Below are 22928 nucleotides of genomic sequence, written 5' to 3' on the forward strand. Positions count from 1 at the left end.
TTATAGATTTTCAGCTGATCAAAGCTATTTGGATATGGGAAATATAAAAGTGTCCCAGAAAACAGTCTATGACAAGGAGGTGCCTTTTATAAAGGTCAACCATCATTGAAAGGAAACAAATCATGATACCCACCAACGAGAAAACATGGCGCCAAACATATCTAAGTTCACTGAATTTAAAAGGTACAGAATACAGATACTGGTCATTAAAAAAACTTGCCCAAGATTATCAAGTAAACCTGTCCAAAATTCCCGTAACTAAACGTCTGCTTATTGAAAATGTAATGCGACAAACCTCTGATTTAAAAGAGTCATCTCAAATTATTGAAGCATTGCTCTTTAAAAATAAGGCTCTCGACTCAGAGAGCAACGGTAATTCATCAGAATTAAGTTTCTATCCTAGTAGAGTACTGATGCAGGACTATACTGGGATACCTGCTTTAGTCGATTTAGCCGCAATAAGAGATGCAGTAGCTCAAGAAGGCGGAGATCCGAGTTATGTAACGCCTAAATGTCCGGTTGATCTTGTCATAGACCATTCGTTAATTGTTTATCAATCAGGTTCAGAATCTTCGATACAAACAAATCGCGCACATGAAATGGCACGAAATAGAGAGCGTTATACATTTCTAAAATGGGCACAAAAGAACTTCCGTAACTTGACAGTGATCCCTCCCGGTAAGGGGATATGCCATCAAGTTAATCTGGAATATCTATCTCAAGTTGTGCGCGAAGACGAAAAAAGAGTGTTAACACCAGACACGGTAATAGGAACCGATAGCCACACCACTATGATAAACGGGTTAGGCGTGTTGGGTTGGGGAGTGGGAGGCATAGAAGCCGAAGCTGCAATGCTTGGTCAGCCACTAAATATCGCTATCCCACGAGTTGTCGGAGTACGTCTTGATGGGCAATTGCGTCCCGGTGTGACTGCGACCGATTTGGTTTTGACGATCACAGAAAGGTTAAGGTCTCATGGCGTGGTTGGTAAGTTCGTTGAGTACTATGGTGACGGCTTAGCAACTCTATCGGTGGCAGACCGAGCAACGCTTGCCAATATGGCACCAGAGTATGGAGCCACTTGCGGATTTTTCCCAATTGATGAAAATACTATCGCCTATTTAACCCTGACAAACCGCCCTTCTTCACTGATTGATAGAGTGCGGGCGTACGCTCTAGAGCAAGATCTATGGTGGGATACAAACCGCCCTTCACCAGAGTATGACGAAAATGTTGTAGTCGATTTATCTGCTATCGGTACCTCAATAGCAGGGCCCAAACGACCTCAAGACAGACTTAATATCAGCGCCATTAAGCAAGCGACTCTTGACCAATGTGCTATTGAAGGTGCCGCAAACTCAAGCCAGCCAGGCTCATCCAGACCCTTACATAATGGTGATGTCGTCATTGCAGCTATCACCTCGTGCACTAACACGTCAAACCCCGCTGTTATGCTGACTGCGGGTTTGGTGGCTAAGGCAGCAGTTAAAAAAGGGTTAACCATTCCTAGCTACGTCAAAACTTCTCTCGCCCCCGGTTCATTAGCTGTCGCTCGATATCTCAATGATACGGGTTTGCAAGACTACCTCGACCTATTGGGATTTCATCGAGTTGGATACGGTTGCACAACATGCATTGGTAACTCTGGCCCATTAAAAAACAATCTTGAAACTGAGATCTTGGAAAACAGCCTGAATGTATCGGCGGTATTATCAGGTAATCGCAACTTTGAAGGTAGAGTACACCCCTCTGTTAGCCTAAACTGGCTTGCCTCGCCACCTTTAGTCGTCGCATTTGCGTTAGCGGGTACGACCTGTATTGACTTAGAAATAGACCCAATTGCGCTCAATACTAACAACGAGCCCGTCTATCTAAAAGATCTGTGGCCAAGCCAAGCCATGCTAGATGAAATGCTAAATCAAGTCCATGAGAGCCACTTTAGATTGAGTTACAGCGACATTACTGAAGGTGATGAAGAGTGGGAGCAATTGTCAATGAAAGATAGCCCCTGCTACCCTTGGGACGAAGGCTCCACTTACATACAACGCCCTCCTTTTTTGGAAGTACCACCGCCGACTTTTCCTGTTGAATCAGCGCGTGTATTAGCCATTTTGGGGGATTCAATTACGACCGACCATATTTCACCAGCAGGCCGCATTTCAGAGCATAGTCCGGCGGGTCAATATCTACTTTCAAAAAACATCACACCCGAAGAGTTTAATAGTTATGGTTCACGCCGAGGAAATCATCACATCATGGTTCGTGGGACTTTTTCAAATGTACGTTTGGAAAACAAAATCGCCTTACCGACGATAGGCGGTGTCACGCGATGTTATGGCGATACCAAACTGGATGACTGTAACATGTCAACCACTGAGAAAGCTCCTCCCATCATTCCTATTTACGACGCCAGCAGGAGGTCAATCGAACTTAACGTTCCGTTGGTAATATTTGCTGGCAAAGACTATGGTTCAGGCTCTAGTCGTGACTGGGCGGCAAAAGGTTGTTTGTTATTGAATGTGAAAGCGGTCATCGCGGAATCGTTTGAGCGAATTCATCGTAGTAATTTAGTCGGTATGGGCATACTGCCTCTTCAACTGATGCGACCAGATGAATTAAATTCACTGACTTTAGAGGGTAATGAGACTGTTTTTATTGCCCCCCACGAACCTATTAAGCCGTTATTGGAGCTCAATATTATCGTAGTAACAGCGCAAGGTGCTGAGCTCACCATACCTGTTACTGCTCGTATAGATAACCCTAAGGAACTGGAGTATTTTAACTCGGGGGGTATTCTTCAATATGTTCTGAAGCAGCTGACAGCTAATATTCCTAAAATGTCATAGTGAAGTCTCGCGTCTTAGATTACGGGGTAGCAGTCTGCGGTAGTTTTTCACCGCAGACTGTCTATACATTTCAGATTCAGATGTTGTTCTGTTTTTCTCTTACAGAGAAATACCGTAAAAAAGTGAGACCGAGTAAAGCTGAACAGATGGAAGCTGAGAAAATTCCAAGTTTTGCTGCATTAATTTGATCAGGGCTATAGGCTAACTCTGAGATAAACAAGGCCATCGTAAAGCCAATGCCAGCCAACATCCCCCCCCCAAAAATCATTCCCCAATTCATATTTTCTGGAAGCATGGCTAACCGGAGTCTTACGGATATCCAACTGAACAGCACAATACCTATAGGCTTGCCAAAAACAAAACCCAAAAAGACAGCAAAAGTAATTGGAGAAGTCGCGTTTGTACTGGTTAGTGAAATCCCAGCATTAGCAAAGGCGAATAGTGGTAAAATGATAAACCCGACCCAAGGATGAAGTAACATTTCTAAGCGCTCGACCGGTGAAAGCGTTTCACGGGCCGCCGCAGCAGCTGTCCTTAAAGTCTCTCCTTCAATCTTATCTCCGCTCCATTGCTTCATAGGAGATGATGCCACTATTGAGTCCACAATAGTGGAGAGGTGTTGCTTGCTGACCCACTTATTTGTGGGGGTTAATAAGCCTAGAATCACACCAGTAATTGTCGGATGTATACCAGACATGTCGACCGACAACCATATCATTCCTCCAACAAGAGAGAAGAGTACAATACTGCGAACTCCCAAGAAGCTCATACCTCGAACAATAATAAAACCTATCAATGCATAAACCACGGGCCGCCATTCAATGTCATTACCATAACCAATAGCCACAACAAAGATTGCGCCAATATCATCGACTACGGCCATTGATAACATGAATATTCGTAAGCTACTCGGAATACTTCGTCCTAAGAGTGCTAGGCACCCGATTACAAATGCGGTATCCGTCGCCATCACAGTCCCCCAACCATGATGCCCTGGCTCACCAAATTGGATAAATAAATAGAAAAGAGGAGGTAACAACATCCCACCAAGAGCGGCAGCAATGGAAAGTACAGCTAATTTTGGATTACGAAGTTCACCCAGCACCAACTCACGCTTAAGTTCTAAGGCAATGAGAAAGAAAAACAAAGTCATTCCAGCATCGTTTATCCATTTGTGTAAAGAACGCTCAAAGACTAAATCACCGAAAGTAATCCCTACCGAAATCTGCCAAAAATGAGCAAACTCTTCACTTAGATTTGAATTGGCAAGTAAAACAGCAAGTACTGCTGAAACAAATAGAACAATGCCTGCTGCGGATTCAATATGTATAAAACGGTTTACTGGTTGAGCAACCCAATCAATGTACTCTTTGGGTAATCGAGTCGGATTAGTTGGTACTATTGGGATTTTTTTACTCATTGTTTTCAACTGTAGGTATTAAGTTACCTTCAATGCTATTGAGAAACCTGAATATGTCACTGTTAGTAGATAAAACAAGCGTTGTATTTTCTGAAATGATAGTTGAGTAAGACTGCATTGTTCGCGTGAACTCATAAAGGTCTCTCGCTTGAGGGCTTTTATTGTAAGCTAACGAATAAATTTCGGCGGCTTTGGCATCAGCTTGTCCGCGAATCTCTTCGACTTCACGATAGGCTTCAGACTGGATTTTATTCAAATCTCTGATGCGGTCACCACGAATCCTCGCTGCTTCCCCATTCCCTTCGGATAAAAAACGTTCCGCGATTTGCCGACGTTCACTAATCATTCGTTCGTAAATTTTAGGGCGAACACTTTCATTGTAATTAATACGTTTGAAGCGAATATCGAGCAATTCAATACCAAATATCTTTATTTTTTCTGACGCAGCAGAGAATATTTCTTGTTCTACTAGTTGACGCCCTTTTTTAATAGGAACAAGGGTGCCAATTTTTAACTCTCCGTCACTGTCACTTAATAAGGCATCTCGTAACGGTTTTCTGTTTTTGTTGGTACGAATTATTTCGATTAGTTCATGCTTTGCGACAGCATTTCGCGTCTCACTTCCTAAAATATCGTCAAGACGAGATTGTGCACTACGCTCATCTTTGATTCTTAAAAAGTATTGAAGTGGGTCGGTTATTCGCCATCGAGCGAATAAATCAACTGAAATATACAGCTTATCTTTTGTGGGCATATCGGAAGGGTTGCCATCCCACTCCAACACTCTTTTGTCTATAGTGTTAATCTCATGAATGAATGGCATTTTTATCTTTAACCCGGCATCCACAACAGGTTCTCCTATTGGCTTACCAAACTGAGTAATAATGACCTGTTGTACTTCACTCACGGTGTAAAGTGCGTTGTATATACCAAGAGAGACACATAAAACTAATGCGGTTATGACTCCTATTTTTTTCGGTTTCATTGTGCATCTCCTTGTGTCTTATTGAGATTAAGTAAAGGTAAGATATTGTTTGCTCGCTCATCAATGATAATTTTGGCCCGAATATTCGGTAATACAGCTTGCATGGTTTCTAAGTAGATTCTTCGTTTGGTCACTTCTGGAGCTTTAACGTACTCAAACAATAGTGCATTAAATCGCGCTGTATCCCCCTCGGCTTCATTCACTCTTTTTAAACGATAACCATCAGCCTCTCTGATCCTTTGATCTTTTTCTCCTAAAGCTAAAGGGATCACTTTGTTGTAATCTCGACGAGCTTCATTAATAAGCTTTTCTTTTTCCTGTTGGGCTTGGTTCACTTCGTTAAATGATGCCTGAACAGGTTGAGGAGGGTTGATGTTTTTCAATTGCACTTGGTCAATACTGATTCCTAAGGCATATTTCGTTGAGAGCGCCTGCATTTTTGAAAGCGCTTCATATTCAATTTCTTGTCGGCCTATTGTGATCACTTCATCCACAGTTCTATCCCCGACAACTTCACGCATTACGGACTCAGAAACATATCGAAGCGTTTCACTAGGTTCCCGGACTTCGAACAAAAACTTAATAGGTTCAGAAATTCGATATTGAACCACCCACTCCACAAGGGCAGCATTTAAATCACCAGTGACCATTTGTGTCTCTTGGCGACGATCGTTCACTCTGGGACTTTGGTGAGGATCATTAGCTCCTGGCGTCGTAAAACCAAACTCTTGTTTCAGCTGACGTTTAACTGGAACTATTTTTACCGTGTCAATACCAAGTGGAACCTTGATATGGAGCCCCGCAGGAACATTATTTACATACTTACCAAAGCGTTGTATGACAGCGACAGAATCACTTGGAACGGTATAAAATGTTGACCATAAAATGAGAACTAAAAATAAAATAATAAATGGAGAAAAAAAGCTCGACGGTCCGCCACCGATAAGAATTTTCTTGAAGTGCTGAAGAATAGTATGAAAAGCTTTTTTCAAATGTGGAGGATCTTGCTGACCTCCGCCCCAGGGGTTTCCTGAAGAATTGTTACTTGGGAGCATGAGCATGCCCTCCGGCTATAGGTAAGGAATTTGACCTATGCAAAATTGAATGAGGTAGGTAGCGCTTAATCAACTAGAGTAAATTGTGTGCAGTTTACGATTAGTTACTAAGTGTTGCCTTAGGATAGGGACGGTCTATTTAAACTTCTAATATAATCAGAAATTATTAGCTTGTATGATTTCTAACTATATCTCAGCTCTACAGTAACCCCTAATTACTAGGCTCTTTTTATCACTAGCGTTATGCGACGTGTAGTTATGTGAGAGCATACATCTTTAACTATTAGTATAGGTTATTTATGTCCGCATAAGGACAGATTTGGTAGTTTTTCTACAACGGAACGAGCCTTGTAGAGAAGTATGAAACCAGAGGCGTAATAGAACATCTAGCCATTGTTGCTACCGGGGTCAGGTTTATGATGAATGGAAGGTCAACTGAAAGAAAACGTAAAATCTGGCGCAAGTTACATTTAGTCGTAGACACCAGCACAAACGAAAGGGCACATGGAGATCCTCGCATTGCTAGAAGCTCTACGGTTCAAATAGGAAGTGGAAAAAGCGCTATGGTTATGGCAAGTGCTCACTCTCCGAAACAGCCATGTATCAAGTGAAGTAGTTGCTGGGGGAGAAACTAAGCTCAAGAAACTTGCTCAAGTTGGTAAAACCTAGGCCATGATAAAAGTGCTCAACAACCCCGCCTCTCTTACGTAACTTTATGTTCAACACCAGTGTAACACTTAAGACATCAATACTAAAAGAGGTAAGAGAGGTCGTAATTCTTAGTAGAAAAAGTTTGGGTAAATTTGATATAGAGTAGACGAAACTATTTCAAATGGTTAATTTTTATTAATGTATCGTTCAGCATTTGAAAATAATTTATCGCATAACTTATTTTGAACCATATATTCTTTTGAACCTACTTCCATAGATTCTAGAGTTTCTTTAGCTTCTTGATATTCTTTTACCATCATAGAAAATCGTTCTTCGAAGTTGTTTTTCTGCGTTTTTTTTATCGATTTCTTTCTTACTGGTTTTCTCATATAACTACTTACCTTATAAATCCCAAAGTTTTTTTTCTTCTCGTTCTAACAATATATCTTCAATTTTTTTTCTAATTTTATGAATACTATTATAATTATCATTTGTACTAGAGCTTTTATTTTTTACCACTCTTGAGTTACTCTTAATCGATGGTTTTTTCAAAGGATAGCCTCCTTCTTTGATATGAGTACAAAAATGCCTCCGAAACCTCACGTATGAATCTTTGATTTTCAAGTTCACAAAATGAAAATAGAGGTCAAAGAAGCTGGTATTTTACCTAGTAAGAACATGGTTTTTTAGTACATCATTTTTTACCTATTTTCTGGTAACAGATCAAGAAATACCAATATTATTTTAGATTATTTTTTAGAGTCATCGGGCTGATTATTAAAATTAAACAAAAAAGACCTCGACTAACGAAGAGATCTTTTAAATAATTCTTATACTAAAGTAACGTTGTCAGCTTGTGGGCCTTTGTTACCTTGTTCAACATTAAAAGAAACCTTTTGGCCTTCAGATAATGTTTTGAAACCTTCTTCAACAATTGATCTGAAATGAACGAATAGGTCAGTACCACCGTCATCTGGAGTGATGAATCCAAAACCTTTAGTTTCATTAAACCATTTTACTGATCCAGTTGTTTTATTTGACATAATATATCTCGACACATTGAATTAATAAAAAAGAAAGCTACTAAATAAGGAATGAAGAAAAAGGTATCGCAGGATAGATATGACGAACTTAATCGAATAAAAACTGAGAAGATCTTGAACTAAATGTATTATCAATAGCTCACTGTTTGAGCTTCAGATACTATACACTATGTGTAAATAATAGATATGCATTTCTTGATTAAAATTTTATTATCTATCAAATCAATCACTTACAGGGAGGAGCATAGTAAAAAAATGGTACATCAGATTAAAATCTACGGTATCATTAGAGTAATTATTGCAAACAGATATTCGATACAACAATGAAGCCTGTTTTTAACTTTGAAAGAGGCATAAACAAGTCAACACGATAAAGGAAAAGAATGAATTGAAGAAGTCAATAGAGCTAGTAATTGGTGTACCATCATGCGCTACTTAGCGATAGTCTATCCAACATATGAGCACAAGAATCGAGTATTAAACTAGACTTTATTTGTCTGATTTTAAATGAAATTACAGCAATTCAACCGATGAGTGGGCGACTATACATTCTTCGTTGGTTAAGTTTCTACTATTATCACACCTGCTAATAGGAATTTGGACAAAAGTACATTGAAGTATGGGCTCTAACGTGCGAGATTTGGATTAGAAAAAGAATCTTGGAACCTTAAACGTTTGCTTTAAATATTTATATGAACTTAAATCCGTGTTTACTTAGTTTACTTAGATAGCGTTCTATCTTTTTACGGTGTAATTTTAGCGAAGCGTTAACTTGAACACCGGATTAGAGGATATTTAGGGTGAACAACGTGCTTTTTGATTAAAAACAATATGTCGTCAGCTGTAGAGTATCTTGCGACTGAACTCTGTCGAGTGGCATCACTACTTACAATACTTGTCATTTGAACAGTTTGTATGTGGCTCAATAATGAAAACGTTGAGTTCCCCTACCCCTGTGTATATTTGTTGAAAAGAAGAACGCTGCGATTTGTTTAGTCATAAATCACCTCTCAAGTAGACCCTAGGTCTAACTTAGTAAAGTGTCTACTAAACGTGGAGTATTCGGATTTATAACGCCGTGTTAAGTGGTGAGTAGCGCAGGCCACTAGCCTAAAATATTGGGCCGTACACACTAAAGCCAAAGCAAACGAAAAATGCCACACATTGTGAATCGCTCTTAAACAAGTTTGTTAGCATGTTGTTTCCACAACAAACTCACTCACTTGAGAGCGTGTAATGAAACGTACTTTAGTACCGTGAAAATCCTGAACAATTGTTGATGGAACTGTCGTGAACTTTTGGATTCTCGCGAAAACTCTTCTCCCCCAGTTCCTCATTAAATTGCTTAAAGCTCTCCGAACCATGAGCATAAAGAGAACATTCACATTCAGACTCTTCCAAACATCTCAGCAGAAAAAATAAGCTGTTCAGCTAATGTTGAGAGTTTCTTCCATTCGATCAAAGTTGAAGCGATCCAATACGAACCGCTCAGATATGAGACAAGGTAAACGGTCTTTGAGTACATTACGGTTGATTATAACCTGACGAAAAGACAGAGTGCTTAAACCCAGTTGACACTGAACAGCAAAATATCGCTTGCTGAAGTGCCCAGTCTGGCTGTAGCAGTTCAGGGGTAAAGTAGGCCATCGATATTAACGCGATACTTATAAGATAAGAACAAATTATATTCTTCCAATTGTGAGATACCACTTTGGGTAACAGGACTAAAGTTGTAAACCGAGATAGCATGATTTCCTTTATTTGCTTCCAGGTAGACACCGACCGCAAGCCCTACTTCATCCATGCTTACTTGTTTTTTCTTATTGTAATCGGGATGTGTCACATCTGTGATCTGGTAGTCCCCCTTGAGCTTTAAATGCCCAAGTCCCAACCCTGTGCCTAACTTTACATCCATTCATTACGGTTGTGCCGAAGAGGACCGGTACACCCGATAGGGCGTAGCCCGATATGGATGTTCCCAAACCAATGCCAGTGTCATTCCCGCCGACTTCTTGCTTATCAACTTTAAATATACTCCAACCAAATTGTAATTGAACACCAACGCTAGAATCTTTGCTAAAATAGTACTCGTGCGACAGGAGTGATACCGTCGGATAGTACTTTATGTCGCTTGTCATGCGGGCAATTGTTTTTTCGTTATCCTTGGACTCTTGAATATCGATACTATTCATTGTGGCTTGTATGTCTATAGCGACTTCAGCGGCCAAGAGTTCGGATGAAAATAAGGAAGTGACAAAGGCAATAATTTACAGAACTGTTTTCAAAAAAAAACATAATCAGGAATAATAGAAGGAAAGTAACAGCTAGCACCGTAGTGATCAACTAAACTGTAATAGTTCAGACATGATCTGACAGTTACCCACTTTTCGACTCAGTGCCTGTCAAATTACGTCTGTGCTAGATTCTTTTCAGTCCAGATTGATTTCCCATCCTCTAATGTTTCTATTGGCATTCTGCCACAGCACATTTTTCCTTGATAAGTACGATGATTTTTGTAGTCCATCCATTCGTCCAGATCTTTTTGTAACTCCTCCATCGAACCATACAGTTTTTTCTGAACGTTATTTGGACAAAAGTGAGGTAAGCGCGTCATAAACCCCGCATTCTAATCACCTAACACGAATAATAAGATCAAGTCTCCATCCATAAGGAGGTTTGAAATGGGAAAACGACACACCAATCAAGAATGGCAAATGCTTATCGAACAATCTGAATCGAGTTCACTGTCGACACTCGCGTTTTGTAAGCTCAATGAACTCAATCCCTCAACGTTCTATGCCAAGCGCCAGCAACTCAAAAAAACTGATGTATCTCTAGGCTTTGTCCGAGCTGAAGTCGTCGAAAAGACGACGAAGTATCAAGCTCAGAGTGCAACGGCCAACATGACACTGTTCGTCAATGATGTTGAACTTAGTATCCCCCAAGGTACGCCAGCAGTCTATCTGGCAGAACTCATCGGAGCGCTGTCATGAAACACATGCTCAGTGCTCCAGAGATTTATCTATATCGTGAGAGTGTCGATTTTAGAAAGTCCATCAACGGCCTCGCGGCGATTATCGAAAGTGACACCGACTTGCCCTTGGGGAGCGGCGCACTGTTCCTGTTCACTAATAAACAGCGCGACAAAATCAAAGTGTTGTACTGGGATAAAACAGGCTTTGCTCTCTGGTATAAACGTCTTGAAAAAGCCAAGTATAAATGGCCAACAAAAGAGAAAAGTGAAGTGTTTACCCTGACTCAATTTGAGCTTGATAGACTGCTTTCAGGCTTCACGATTATCGGCCATAAACCCGTTCGAATAAACGATTTTACAATGACTTAATCGATAATAAAGCCTTATCCACCAAGCGTTAACGGCACGATTTTAGTATAATAAACGCCATGAAAAAGACGCCCAATATTAACCCAGAAAGTCAAGATGTTGCCGAGCTACAAGCAATGGTGAAAGCGTTGTTGGCGTCGCAAAAACAGAAGGAATCTGAGTGGAAACAAGAGCGCCAATCGCTACTTGAACAACTCAAGCTTGCCTTCGACCGCCAGTTCGCGAAACGCTCGGAGGCGTTAAAGCCTTACGATGAATCTCAAGGTGACCTCTTCAACGAAGTGGAATGTGAAGCTGCTAAGGAAGAAGAGGTTGAGGCTACGACGACCACCACAACGAAGAAACGTGGTAAACGTAAGCCACTTCCAAAGACTTTGCCTCGTGAGGTTATCGAACTCGATTTAGACGACCATGAAAAGCAGTGCGCATGCTGCCAACATAGTCTGCATAAAATCGGTGAAGACCGCAGTGAGAAACTTGAGTTCTCACCAGCTGTGCTCAAAGTGCTGGAATATGTTCGTCCTAAGTATGCTTGTCGTCAGTGCGAGCAAACAGAAGACAAAAGCCGCATCGTTCAAAAGCCAGCGCCGCAAAGCATTATCCCCAAAAGCTTCGCGACAGAAAGCTTGCTTGCCAATATCATCCTTGGCAAATATCAATACGCGATGCCACTTTACCGCCAAGAGTCGCTGTTTACCCAATCGGGTATCGAGCTGTCGCGAACCACAATGGCAAGATGGATTATCCAAGTTAGTGAGAAGTTCGCACCGCTTTATGCGGCTCTGAAAACGCACTTACTAGAGCAAGTGGTGGTTCAGGCGGATGAAACGCCACTCAATGTCCTCAAGGAAGATAATCAATGCTATATGTGGCTTTACTGCTCAGGCGCAGACTCGCCAGGCGCCGCACTCCCTAATGTAAAAAATATCGCCTTGTACGACTATCAAAACAGTCGCGCGAGGGCATGCCCTGTTGCCTTCTTGGGGGATTACAGTGGTTATCTGCAAACCGATGGCTATGGTGCCTATGATGGTCTTCATCAAGTGACCAATGTTGGCTGCTTGGCGCATGCACGACGTAAGTTCATGGACGCAAAAAAGCTGCAAGGTAAAGGTAAGTCAGGCAAAGCAGATAAAGCGCTGGCCAAAATCCAGAAGCTCTATGGAATAGAATCTCGCTTAAAAGGTGAATCTGCTGAAAAAAGAAAAGCAGAACGTAAACAACATGCTAAGCCGATACTGGATGAGTTGTACGAGTGGATGACGACTCAACAAGTGATGGAGTCTAGCCCGCTGGGTAAGGCGATAAAATACACGCTCGGCCAATGGCCGAAACTTATCCGCTATATCGATGATGGTCATTTATCGATAGATAATAATCGTGCTGAACGCGCAATAAAACCGCTGGTCATTGGTAGAAAAAATTGGCTCTTCTCAACTAACCCTAATGGGGCTGAAGCGAGCGCGATGCTTTACAGCATCGTCGAGACCGCGAAAGCCAATGGAGTCATCCTCTACGACTACATGGTCAAGTGCATGCAGGAATTAGCGAAAGCTGAACCTGATATCGATGCGCTCCTGCCTTGGAACTTCAAACATTAGCAAGATCGACCCGTGGGTTCATGGGGCGTTTACAAAGTGAGCTAGTGGCTTTGCTCTAGCTCTGGTGGTTTGGATTAGCATAAGTAAGGCAAATGATACGCAAGACCTAACTATTTTACCTTTCGGCTTGAGACCTTTCTAAAGATGTCATGGTTACATTTTAATCTTCAAATTTCAGTAACCTATTGAATCAAATTGATACAGCGCCTTACTTGGTACTTTCCATCATCTTTCAATCTTATCTCCGCTTGAAATGCTAAACCTTCTTTAAGGTGCTCATAAAAGTTGTGTGGGAATGCTGTCTTGTGGAAGAAAGCCTCATTTGAAGTAGTTCCGATAAAAGCAAAACCAAACCCGCGCTCCACATTGTAGAATTTGATGGAACATTTTTCGGTCGATATTTCGTTTTTACCTTCAACAAATCCGTCTATCGTGTTTATTTGAACACCCTTGTTCCCTTGCCCTAATGTACAATAAACAACGTCCCCATCATGAATCGTTTCCAATTCATTTCTTTCAAGCTTGGCGACTTTGAAGTAGACCTCATCATTTAATTCGGATAAAGATATGAATCCAAAGTCTTTTTCTGGATCATAGAGTTTCACCTTACCAATAAGTTTCTCTCCGAGAAAGCTGGAATAGTTGTCTTGAGTTACTCCATTAAAACCACTTCTCTCAGCACTAAAGGCTTTGATATCTCTGATCAAGTCTCTTTGGCACTCGAACTGTTCTTTGTCTTGTGCGGCGTTTATATACTTTTTATCCTCATGAATTAGATAATCCGAGAACTGTCTTCTAATATAAGAGGTTATATCGCTAAATGATCGATTTGATTTGTAGTAGCTACGAATATTAGCAGCAACTTCAGGATCACTAATCCCTGTAGTAATTGCCATTTGATAGAAGTAAACGCTATTTCTAGTCGACAAATCGTAGTGAGCCAAGCCTTTATAAGTGATAGCTAGTTTTTGAACATCATTCAAGACGCTTGCGGATGGGTCATATGGTTCAACCAGCCTTAGTGAGACTAACTCTGTCAAGCAAGACTCTACGTCAACTGTATCTACCCCCAATGCTTCAAAATAACTCGTTATCGATTGGATCGTCAAATGCCTTTCTTCGACATTTCTACCAGCCTGCTTTTTAACTCTCAATAGAGCAAGGACTCGCAAATTTAGTAAAGGTGAATGGACTTTTAATGGGCTGACTTTAAACGTAGAAATAACCCCAAAATCTTCCCCAGTACTTACTCTGTAAGCTTCGTAGTCACCACGGAGCAACGCATCGATAAACTTGGCAAAACTAATAGGCTCTGTTGTTACATAGCTCGTAATGAGATCCTCAATCTTCATTACCGGAGAAGTTATTATCCTCTTCGACAAATTCATTATGGAGCGAATATTGTAGTTGGTTAACTCTCCTAAAGTTTTTGCAGTAAAGTTGTTCTCTACAAAAACATCTTCCAGCACCTGCGCAAACTTTGAGATATCTTTGAGTTCTATGCGAATTCCTTTACTAGATAAATACTCTTTTCTCTCAGTAGTGTCAGCCGTAATAAGCTTCTTATTGAGAAACTCTATTCGCTTCCTAAAGACTTCCCTCGGAGAGGGCGTTGGTAGGAAGAAAGATCTAGATTGATGTATGGTAAATATATCTGTTTTAGAGAAGCTCCATGCAGACTTATCAGTTACGGGAAACATGAGCATACACAGTTTTACTTTGCGTCTATACGAGTTGCAAAGCTGAAAAATCTGGACTTTGAAGTCGAGAGTAAATTCGTCGGTATTGTCTGCAATTATGATAGGAAGCTTCTTCCGGTTGTTTATCGTAAAATGAAGCAAGCTTTCGAGATAGCCTTCACGATTTTCATGAACTTCCTTTTCTAGAAAATCCGCAAATTTTTCATCGAAGGTCTCTCTATCATTCTCATAGATTTTCTTTAAGTAACCCGAAGCCATCCTCTTGTACTGGCTAAAGTACATACCTCGTAGGTCATTGTAGGCAGGAAACCCCTCTTCAAAGAGTTCTTTTTCTAAGAAAGTTATAATTGCCTCTGTGAGCCAACTAACTGTCGTACTTGCATCACCAGATGCGTCCAAACAGTTTATGTTGATAGTCAAACAGTGTTCGCGAGTACTCTTAGGGAGTATCTTTGAAAAGAACCTATCAATATAAGTTGTTTTACCCGAACCAGTAGGGCCAACAATGAAAACTGACAGGTCAGAGTCTGAGGGCATTTCAGCTTGAACATTTCCCTCTATCAGGTCACTCAATTCACTTCCCACTCGATTATTATCATGAGGCAAGTTATTCAAAACACTATTAGTAATTTTCTCCAGAGAGTAGTCTGCTATTCGACTCTCATTTGACTCGACGAAACATTCTTCCTTGATTTCAGAGTTTTCATCACCAATGAGCTGCGTAAAGAAACTGTTCAGTATTTTTTCCAAGTCAAATGCAATTGGCGACTTTTGAAGTATATTTATTTCGCTAGGCTCTATTGCTGAGGTCAGAGGCAAAGTGAGGTATTGACGACTATTATGTAATTCATCAAATAGCACATTAAATGTTTTAGCAGTAAAACAGTCATATGACAATAGCTCGTAAAATACACTAAAAGAATTCTCAACAGCTTCTAGGGATGGAAAGACAAACGCTTCTTTTTCTCTATAACTACCCTGAACCCAAGTTTTAAAAACTATCCATGTAATACCATCAGTAACTACCGAGATTGGAATCCCAACTTCACTTGCATATGAATGGGCTTGTCTTATACCTTGAATAGATGGCTTCAGAACAGAGCCGGATATTTTTAAAGTACGATACTTGTCAGTAACGGCAGATTCAACTCCCAGTATACCTATACGTTTCGCCTCAACGACTAACGATTCTACACCGCCTATTTTCAATATGTAGTCTGAGAAGCCATTCTCATGATTGTTCTCACATGAGAACGTGGTGAATGACCATCCTAAACATTCATTAAAAATTCTGTTTATGATTTTAACTTTTGCGTCTTCTTCACTCTCTATTGAAGGTAAATCTTCTCTTACCTCTTCAAGCAAAGACTTCAGCTTTTGCTCAGCGATATCGATGTTAGCCATTTAGAACCTTAAAACCATTACATGCAGTTAGCAATACTTAACCACCTCCGAGCATATCATGTCAACTTTCATAAAGACCCGAATTCAACTCTAAGTACATGTTACACGTAAGGAAAGTATATGAGGTAATCAAGAGGGATACGTTGATAAGCGTTATGGCATTAGCCAAAGTAAGCCAAATGCGAAGATAAGAAATTACTATCGAATTTTATGCAAACATGTTTTGGGGCAAAGGTGTGTTTGCGAAGCTCTGCACCCGTACGTCTTTGGACTGAACCTTGTCAGGTATATTACTAAAGTAGGATATAGCTGATTGGCTGAAACATGGAAAAGTAACGCCACATTAAGGTGTGAGCAACGCAATACCGATGCCGCCGCATACCACCTTAAAAACTATAACCAACGCATAGTGAAAATGCCACGCGCTGCAAATCACTCTTGAACAGTTTATTAGTTGCAATTTTTACCCACTTCAGCTGAACAAGTGATATCGATCGTAGGGCTCAACATAAGACAAACATGACAATGCTTTTCCACCGCTTCTTGAGCTGCTCGCAAAATGTCAGACTCCTTAAAACCACTGCCATTTACTGTAAAGTGTAAGTTTGCCGATTTATATAAACGAGGTTCTGATTCCGTTAGGGAGAAAGTAACCGTATTTTCTAGGCCTTTAACTTCAAAACCTTGATCTTGCAGTAACAAGACGACATCCGTAGCACTGCATGAACCTAAAGCCGACAATAGAACTTCCGTTGGGCAAGGGGCTTTCTCAGTTGTAGCGTCAACATTAAACGTAAATCCGTCTTCAGTTGACACTTTAAAACGACAATCACCATCCCACTTTACATTAATACTCATACTTCCCTACTTTTTGATGTCACTATTGTTGATTGCACTTAACGCCCAATTAAGGTGTAAAGTACGCGACCACGGTACTTCATTTTACCACCGTAAACACTTAGCTAAACCCAAACCAAAAATGCCAAGCGTGCTGAATCACTCTTAAATTGTTTGTTAGTTTGCGTGCCAAAGTGACACAGAGATTGCTTATTGCACGCTTTAAGACCATAATACGCATGTGACATTTTGACACAATAGGAGATAACATTATGGCTACTACTTTGCCTCGCATCACCGCTAGAGTTGATGTCGATACACAAGACTTACTGACTAAGGCTGCCGCGATAGCCGGCATGTCTAGCATCAACTCGTTTGTTCTAAGCGCTGCAATCGAAAAAGCTAAACAAGTCATCGAACGTGAGCAGGCTTTTAAACTGAGCCAAGCAGATGCGATGTTGCTCATGGAAGCTTTAGACCGTCCTGAAACACAGAACTCAAAACTAAAAGCTGCTGCTGATCGATACGAGAGCAAGATTCAATGATGAATACGGTACTTCTAGATAAAGCTAAACACGATAGAAACCGATTCAACTGTGGCATCGAAGCTCTCAATAATTACTTAAAAGTAATGGCGAGTCAGCAAGCAAAGAAGGACAACACCAGAACGTTTGTTTTGGAAGATGATAACGACAACTCACATGTCATAGGCTTTTACACGCTTACAATGACGCCAATTGAATTAAAGGCATTGCCCGATAAGTTACAAAAAAAGCACCAATCATCCACCTCTGGTGGTCTGATTGCCCGTCTTGCTGTCGATGACCGATACAAAGGGAAAGGCTTTGGTGAGTGGCTGCTTATCGACGCACTCAGAAAGCTATTAGCCGCTAGTGATAGCGTTGCATTTCCAGTTGTTATCGTTGATGCCAAAGATGGAGCAAAACATTTCTATGAACGCTATGGTTTTCAAGCATTTCAAGATGCTGAAAACAAACTCTTCATCACCATTGCAGATGTGAGAGCAAGCTTAGGCTAGTTAACCGCTAGCCTTTAGCAAACTAACGCCGCATTAAGTGGTGAACAACGCCACCACCAGACCTAAAGCATTGTGCCATAAATACTAAACTCACTTGAAGTGAAGGCGCCGAGCGTTGTGAATCACTCTTAAATTTATTGTTATATGCCATTTCACACGCCTAGCTTTTCAGTTAGTTCGGCGAAAGCTATTTCAATACTTTTACCTGCCGTGTCTATTTTGATTACATCGGCTTTCCAAGCTTCATAATGACGGTTCTGCACTTGTTTCCAGTCAGGTAATTTTAGGTTTGTTACTTCACTTCTACGAGTGATGACTCTTTGTTCGTGTTCACTGCTATCTGAGCAACTAATTTCAATATTGATGAATTTAGCCCCCACACTTTCTGCGACTTCGTGCCATTCGCGTCGCGTAAGCTCGATAGGATTACAAGAGTCTGAGATACAGCTAATCCCAAGCTCTAAATTGTCTCTGATTATACGATAGCTTAAACGATACCCTTCACCTTCAACTTTGAAGTTACAAAGATCTCGAAGCCCTTGCTCTATTGTATCAATGCGAACATACGTAGCACCCACTTTAACCGCCAACAGCTTAGCAAGAGTCGATTTACCTGAAGCTGGGAGACCCGAAAATATGTATAAAATAGGATAATTCAATTGACCTCCGTTCCTTGCATATAACGCTCTGTTAAGGTGTGAGACACGCAATACCTAAGCCCTCCGCATACCACCTTAAACGCTAAACCTAACGCATAGCAAAAATGCCACGCGTTGCGAATCACTTTTAAACAGATTGTTATGCAGCTACGAGGTTGGCTTAGCCTCTTTATCTACTCCAGCGACGGTGACCTTAAAGCCTTTCTGAGTTAGATTCTCGAAAGTTTTAGTGAGATTTACCTTACTAAAGAATGGTAAATTTTCTTTCAAGCCTATTGAGTCTTCTCCTAGGATTAAAAAAACAACCTCAACAGCTGTACTTTCTAACTTTTCCAAAGGCACTGTTTCAACAATCTCTGGAGAAACTTTATAACGGATAACTGAACGGGCAGCCTTTCTGAACTCTCGATCCCCTAACATTATTTCTGCAGCTACATTCCCTTGAGCAAACAAATGACTTAAACCTGCGGAACCTCCTTTCCGGTGTTTTACGTGAATAAATTGACTGTCTTTCGTTAGTAAGTCACATAGTTCAATCGAGGTAGTGGTTCTGCCGCTTTTCACCAATTTCTTATCTAAGACAAAGTAACCTTTTTCACTTGCAGCACGCTCATTGTAGTCGCCCTCCGTCTCAATTTTTTCAACAACTTTACCTTTATTTTTTCCTTTTGTAGGGGTCTCTTCCCAAGTATAAACTTTGGGAAAATCAAGAGATGTCACTTTAATCTTTGAAAGACTCTTATCAATACTATCTACAAAGCTATCTGCGATTTCGTACCATACACCAGAAAACAATATATATGTTTTCTTCGAATCTTTTATTTCAAAATAAACACAATCATAGACCTTATATTCTGTATCCTCTTCTTTCGAATCAAAGACAAACAAACGGTCTCTTTTTAGAGAGTCGATAGAAAGGTTTCCAGCGTCTAAATTTGTGAAATAGTCACTACTTTCAATAGTTGGCTTAACATTAGCTTTACTTCGAGTAAAGCTAAAGCCACTAATCAGGTCCCAGTCCAACATTTCTGGTATCGAAATTACAACGTTTGGACTAGGTTTCTTTAACTCATCGAGCAACTTTTGGTTCAAAGGATCAATATCTTTTTTCTCTTCCAAGCGCCTAATATTGTCTACCCAAGCAAAGGAGTCTTTATAGTCTAAGCTTTTATAATGATTAAAAATTTTATTTACCAAAGACGGCATGTCTTTGATCTCAATTTCTTTGCCAAAAGAAAATGTGGTTCCACTCCCGGATATATTAAATAGCCCAATATTTTCTTTAGGCGAGCCTGTAACACCTCTTAGTAAGTCCTTAGAAATATCGATACCAAACACATCGACACTAGTCGAACGTGAAGCTTGAGACTTTTTCTGAACGCCTTGCTCATCAAGCGTAACAACATCAATACTGCGAAGCGTATCGTGATTTAACGTATTAAGAGCGGTTTTAATACCAAAGTCTGTAACAAAACACTCCATGTCTAGTAAGTGTCTACCATAACCAAAAGTGATCGCCATCGTTGCTTCACTTGCTTTGATCATAAGAACCGCAGAGCTAGACCTATTTTGTAGTTCATCAATAGACGTTGTGGTTAAAGATTCAGCAAACTTAGCCCAACTAGGAGGGCTAACCTTCGGAGTCTTAACGTACAAAACGCCGGATATATCTAAAGAGGGTTTTAGCTCATAAGTTTCGTAGTCGGCATTAGCTTTTAATAGCTTATGAAATGGTGAAGCTTTATGATCTTCATGAACTAAGAACACGTTCAAGTGTTGGTATTTAGCAGTATCAGGCATGGGAAACCTTAGAAAGTTTAACTTGAAACAGATTATTTCAAAGCGACTATAAATGACACTCGCTTTCAGTGTAAATGACCATAGAGTTGATAAGATTGTGAATAACTGCTTAATTTTATTATCTATTATTGATAATAATCTGATTTGGAGAGGCTGCATAACGCCCAATTAAGGGGTGAGCAACGCTACCACCCAACCTAAAGCATTGTACCTTAACCACTAAAATTGAAGTAGAAACAAAAATGCCAAGCGTTGAGAATCCCTCTTAAATTGTTTGTTATGTATAAATTCATCTATACAAATTCAAGTTTTGCCCTTCATATCTAACCACGTCTATACTAATCACTAGCATTTTTTTACCACATATAAACGCCAATAGTTTTTCCCATACACGGTGAATTAGATAAAACAATGGCTCTGGAAACGAATAGAACCTTCGGCCATGGATTTTCTTTTCCTTGTGCCTTGTTTCAATTTTATTCGCAATAGACTTAGGTAGTTTTCTATTCTTACATACTTGAGTTATATGTGAAGTTACATCGTTCCATGCTTTATCGGATTTGACCTCTTTGCCAATCTTGCCTTTGGCCAAATCAACAATAATTTCTGAGAAGGTCTTTTCACATACCTCCAAGTTTTTTGCTTCTCCAAAAAACCATGATTTACTTTTGTTAGAAAAACCTCCATAAAAAGAAAAGGGCACAGTGCCAGTTTGCACCGATATGTTTTCGCATAACGCTTGAGAGTTTCTCGATGTTTCATACATATCGAATGTAGGCCAATCTTCCAAAAGTTTTAGTTCTTTGCTAGTTGAATTGGCTCTCTTTTTATTAACGTAGCCAATGGGTACTTTAGGGTTATCTACAGATGATATCTTAGCCTGAACTACTAACGCTTTATGTCCAATAGGGTGAACATCTTCCTGGTTGTCTTTGATATATACACATGATTGGCGGAACTGTATGAACATATCACCAAGCTCAGTTTTGTTCTTTATCTCATTTCCATTTAAATCTAGCTGCTTATTAACAAATGATGCTAAGGGTATTTTATCTATCCAATTTAGATCAACGTACACCTTATCAAACTCACGCTCCGAGTTCCTTAGTTGCAACGTTTGACTAAGTTCAGCTTTAATCGCTTCTCCAACACGTTCATGAAATAACTTGTACAAAGCAGATAATTCACCATATTTTCGATTTTTGTATAAATGACAAACAGCTCTATTTATAACACTCATGCAACAACTCCTTTTTATACATAACGCCCTGTTAAGGTGTGAGCAACGCAATACCGAAGCCACCGCATACCACCTTAAACACTAAACACAACGCATAGTGAAAATGCCACGCGTTGCGAATCACTCTTGAACAGTTTGTATGGATAATAAGTACTCCAATCGGGTAAGGTGAGACCCAGACTTTAGCTGCAACTAAAGTTCTTCTATCTGGTAGTTCGATTGAACGATGGCTCCTCAATTGAGAGACCGGTAACAAGTACGAACGCCAGATAGAACTCCAAGCACCACACTCGAATAGTCTTCTGGGTCTCGAGCCCGCATTTGCAAGCAAGAGTTAGCTTATTATGAATACAAACACACTTCAAAACATTAATGTCGGCGTTGATACTGGTAAGTCACAATTAGACATCTACATCCGACCACTCGATATTTACTTCACTGTCCCGAACACCGAAAAAGGCATCAGCGATGCCATAAAAACCATTAAGAAACACAAACCTCAACGTGTCGTCATCGAAGCTACAGGTCGATTAGAAATGCCTTTTATACTCGCCTGTGACAAAGCCAAATTACCTTATGTTATTGCCAACCCACTACGTATTAAAAGGTTTGCTGGTGCCATTGGTCAACGAGCTAAGAACGACCGTTTAGATGCCGCTCTCATCGCACATTATGCCGAACGTGTTCAGCCAGAACTGACCAAACTAAAAAGCGAAAACATACGTCTTATGAGTGACTTAGTCACAAGGCGTAACCAGCTACTCACCATGCAAACCATGGAAAGAAACCGACTACAAATATTACCTAAGAATATCTCGTCTACGATTACCCCTATCCTTACCGCCCTGAAAAATCAGATTGAAAAAGTAGAAGCAAAGATAGCGAAACTGATTGAGAGTTGTCCTGAGTATCAAGCCAAAAATACTATTCTCCAAAGCATGCCTGGTGTTGGTAAAGTCCTTGCGGCATCCCTAATTAGTAATGTACCCGAGTTGGGCTTTATCACTAACAAACAAGCTTCTTCTCTCATTGGTGTCGCACCGATAACAAGAGAAAGTGGCCGCTTTAAAGGTAAGCGGCTGATACAAGGAGGGCGGACTCAAGTTAGGACCGTTATGTACATGGCGATGATGTCGGCTATCCAATGCAACCCTGTTTTCAGAGCAACTTATGAACGACTACTTACGGCAGGAAAACCGAAAAAAGTTGCCATTGTTGCCTGCATGAGAAAGATGGTTGTTATCTTAAATTCAATGCTAAGAGATGGTGTTATGTGGGATACAGATAGCCTCAAAAATTAACTAT

Annotated in this window: 19 protein-coding genes and 2 pseudogenes; 8 read left to right on the plus strand and 13 right to left on the minus strand. The window is 40.4% G+C overall.

The window, feature by feature from the left end; all coding sequences use genetic code 11:
• Nucleotides 1-122 precede the first annotated feature (122 nt).
• Nucleotides 123-2846, plus strand: a complete 2724-nt coding sequence (gene acnA, locus NDJ01_RS14965) for an aconitate hydratase AcnA (protein WP_042522702.1) — start codon at nt 123-125, stop codon at nt 2844-2846.
• 76 nt (nt 2847-2922) lie between these two features.
• Here the strand turns inward: acnA and nhaA are convergent, their stop codons facing one another.
• Genes nhaA through hflK form a run of 3 tightly spaced genes read right to left on the minus strand, consistent with a single transcriptional unit; the run spans nt 2923 to nt 6306 of the window.
• Nucleotides 2923-4266: a Na+/H+ antiporter NhaA gene (nhaA, locus tag NDJ01_RS14970; protein WP_170902614.1), complete on the minus strand. Its 1344-nt coding sequence runs from the start codon at nt 4264-4266 to the stop codon at nt 2923-2925.
• Nucleotides 4259-5251 (minus strand): protease modulator HflC, encoded by a 993-nt coding sequence (gene hflC, locus NDJ01_RS14975; protein ID WP_074190782.1) that lies wholly within the window; start codon nt 5249-5251, stop codon nt 4259-4261. The genes nhaA and hflC overlap by 8 nt, the downstream gene beginning before the upstream one ends.
• Nucleotides 5248-6306: an FtsH protease activity modulator HflK gene (hflK, locus tag NDJ01_RS14980; protein WP_033905383.1), complete on the minus strand. Its 1059-nt coding sequence runs from the start codon at nt 6304-6306 to the stop codon at nt 5248-5250. Before hflK ends, hflC begins: the two co-directional genes overlap by 4 nt.
• Nucleotides 6307-6662: 356 nt before the next feature.
• Between hflK and NDJ01_RS14985 the strand changes: the two are divergent.
• Nucleotides 6663-6975: pseudogene (locus tag NDJ01_RS14985) on the plus strand (hypothetical protein); the annotation flags it as partial.
• A gap of 167 nt (nt 6976-7142) precedes the next feature.
• On the opposite strand, the gene NDJ01_RS14990 reads toward NDJ01_RS14985, so the two are convergent.
• The 5 genes and pseudogenes from NDJ01_RS14990 to NDJ01_RS15015 form a co-directional block, all read right to left on the minus strand.
• Entirely contained in the window at nt 7143-7346 is a 204-nt protein-coding gene (locus NDJ01_RS14990; protein WP_033905382.1) for a hypothetical protein, read from the minus strand.
• 13 nt (nt 7347-7359) lie between these two features.
• The gene (locus NDJ01_RS14995) at nt 7360-7509 is read right to left on the minus strand and encodes a hypothetical protein (RefSeq protein ID WP_170894072.1); all 150 of its coding nucleotides are present in this window, start codon (nt 7507-7509) and stop codon (nt 7360-7362) included.
• A gap of 278 nt (nt 7510-7787) precedes the next feature.
• Nucleotides 7788-8000, minus strand: coding sequence for a cold-shock protein (locus tag NDJ01_RS15000; RefSeq protein ID WP_033905381.1), 213 nt, complete (start codon nt 7998-8000; stop codon nt 7788-7790).
• A 1627-nt stretch (nt 8001-9627) separates the two neighbouring features.
• Nucleotides 9628-9915, minus strand: a complete 288-nt coding sequence (locus NDJ01_RS15010) for a hypothetical protein (RefSeq protein ID WP_258461197.1) — start codon at nt 9913-9915, stop codon at nt 9628-9630.
• Between the two features lie 492 nt (nt 9916-10407).
• Nucleotides 10408-10578 (minus strand): annotated as a pseudogene (locus NDJ01_RS15015) (IS481 family transposase); the annotation flags it as partial.
• A gap of 103 nt (nt 10579-10681) precedes the next feature.
• Here NDJ01_RS15015 and tnpA point away from each other — a divergent pair.
• Genes tnpA through tnpC form a run of 3 tightly spaced genes read left to right on the plus strand, consistent with a single transcriptional unit; the run spans nt 10682 to nt 12944 of the window.
• Nucleotides 10682-10993: an IS66 family insertion sequence element accessory protein TnpA gene (tnpA, locus tag NDJ01_RS15020; RefSeq protein WP_258586917.1), complete on the plus strand. Its 312-nt coding sequence runs from the start codon at nt 10682-10684 to the stop codon at nt 10991-10993.
• Nucleotides 10990-11343: an IS66 family insertion sequence element accessory protein TnpB gene (tnpB, locus tag NDJ01_RS15025; RefSeq protein WP_258586918.1), complete on the plus strand. Its 354-nt coding sequence runs from the start codon at nt 10990-10992 to the stop codon at nt 11341-11343. The genes tnpA and tnpB overlap by 4 nt, the downstream gene beginning before the upstream one ends.
• Nucleotides 11344-11402: 59 nt before the next feature.
• The gene (gene tnpC / locus NDJ01_RS15030) at nt 11403-12944 is read left to right on the plus strand and encodes an IS66 family transposase (RefSeq protein ID WP_258586919.1); all 1542 of its coding nucleotides are present in this window, start codon (nt 11403-11405) and stop codon (nt 12942-12944) included.
• 182 nt (nt 12945-13126) lie between these two features.
• On the opposite strand, the gene NDJ01_RS15035 is transcribed toward tnpC, so the two are convergent.
• Both NDJ01_RS15035 and NDJ01_RS15045 read right to left on the minus strand, forming a co-directional pair.
• Nucleotides 13127-16048 carry a cold shock domain-containing protein gene (locus NDJ01_RS15035; RefSeq protein WP_258461198.1) on the minus strand — a complete coding sequence of 974 codons (2922 nt, stop codon included), beginning with the start codon at nt 16046-16048 and terminating at the stop codon, nt 13127-13129.
• A gap of 450 nt (nt 16049-16498) precedes the next feature.
• On the minus strand, nt 16499-16906 hold the full coding sequence (locus NDJ01_RS15045) for an OsmC family protein (protein WP_033905374.1): 408 nt from the start codon (nt 16904-16906) through the stop codon (nt 16499-16501).
• A gap of 251 nt (nt 16907-17157) precedes the next feature.
• On the opposite strand from NDJ01_RS15045, the gene NDJ01_RS15050 reads away from it, so the two are divergent.
• Nucleotides 17158-17430 (plus strand): DUF1778 domain-containing protein, encoded by a 273-nt coding sequence (locus NDJ01_RS15050; protein WP_048626792.1) that lies wholly within the window; start codon nt 17158-17160, stop codon nt 17428-17430.
• On the plus strand, nt 17427-17924 hold the full coding sequence (locus NDJ01_RS15055) for a GNAT family N-acetyltransferase (protein ID WP_048626791.1): 498 nt from the start codon (nt 17427-17429) through the stop codon (nt 17922-17924). The genes NDJ01_RS15050 and NDJ01_RS15055 overlap by 4 nt, the downstream gene beginning before the upstream one ends.
• Nucleotides 17925-18076: 152 nt before the next feature.
• On the opposite strand, the gene NDJ01_RS15060 is transcribed toward NDJ01_RS15055, so the two are convergent.
• The 3 genes from NDJ01_RS15060 to NDJ01_RS15070 all read right to left on the minus strand — a co-directional run bounded on the left by NDJ01_RS15060 (nt 18077) and on the right by NDJ01_RS15070 (nt 21623).
• Nucleotides 18077-18583 carry an AAA family ATPase gene (locus NDJ01_RS15060; RefSeq protein WP_258461199.1) on the minus strand — a complete coding sequence of 169 codons (507 nt, stop codon included), beginning with the start codon at nt 18581-18583 and terminating at the stop codon, nt 18077-18079.
• A 147-nt stretch (nt 18584-18730) separates the two neighbouring features.
• Complete coding sequence (locus NDJ01_RS15065; RefSeq protein ID WP_024699830.1) at nt 18731-20383, minus strand: TIGR04141 family sporadically distributed protein; 1653 nt, start codon at nt 20381-20383, stop codon at nt 18731-18733.
• 289 nt (nt 20384-20672) lie between these two features.
• Nucleotides 20673-21623, minus strand: a complete 951-nt coding sequence (locus tag NDJ01_RS15070; protein WP_256897437.1) for a hypothetical protein — start codon at nt 21621-21623, stop codon at nt 20673-20675.
• Between the two features lie 344 nt (nt 21624-21967).
• Between NDJ01_RS15070 and NDJ01_RS15080 the strand changes: the two genes are divergently transcribed.
• Nucleotides 21968-22924 (plus strand): IS110 family transposase, encoded by a 957-nt coding sequence (locus NDJ01_RS15080; protein ID WP_161430732.1) that lies wholly within the window; start codon nt 21968-21970, stop codon nt 22922-22924.
• The last annotated feature ends 4 nt before the right edge of the window (nt 22925-22928 follow it).

Origin of the sequence: Vibrio sp. HS-50-1, from assembly GCF_024747315.1 — a bacterium.
GTDB lineage: Bacteria > Pseudomonadota > Gammaproteobacteria > Enterobacterales > Vibrionaceae > Vibrio > Vibrio diabolicus.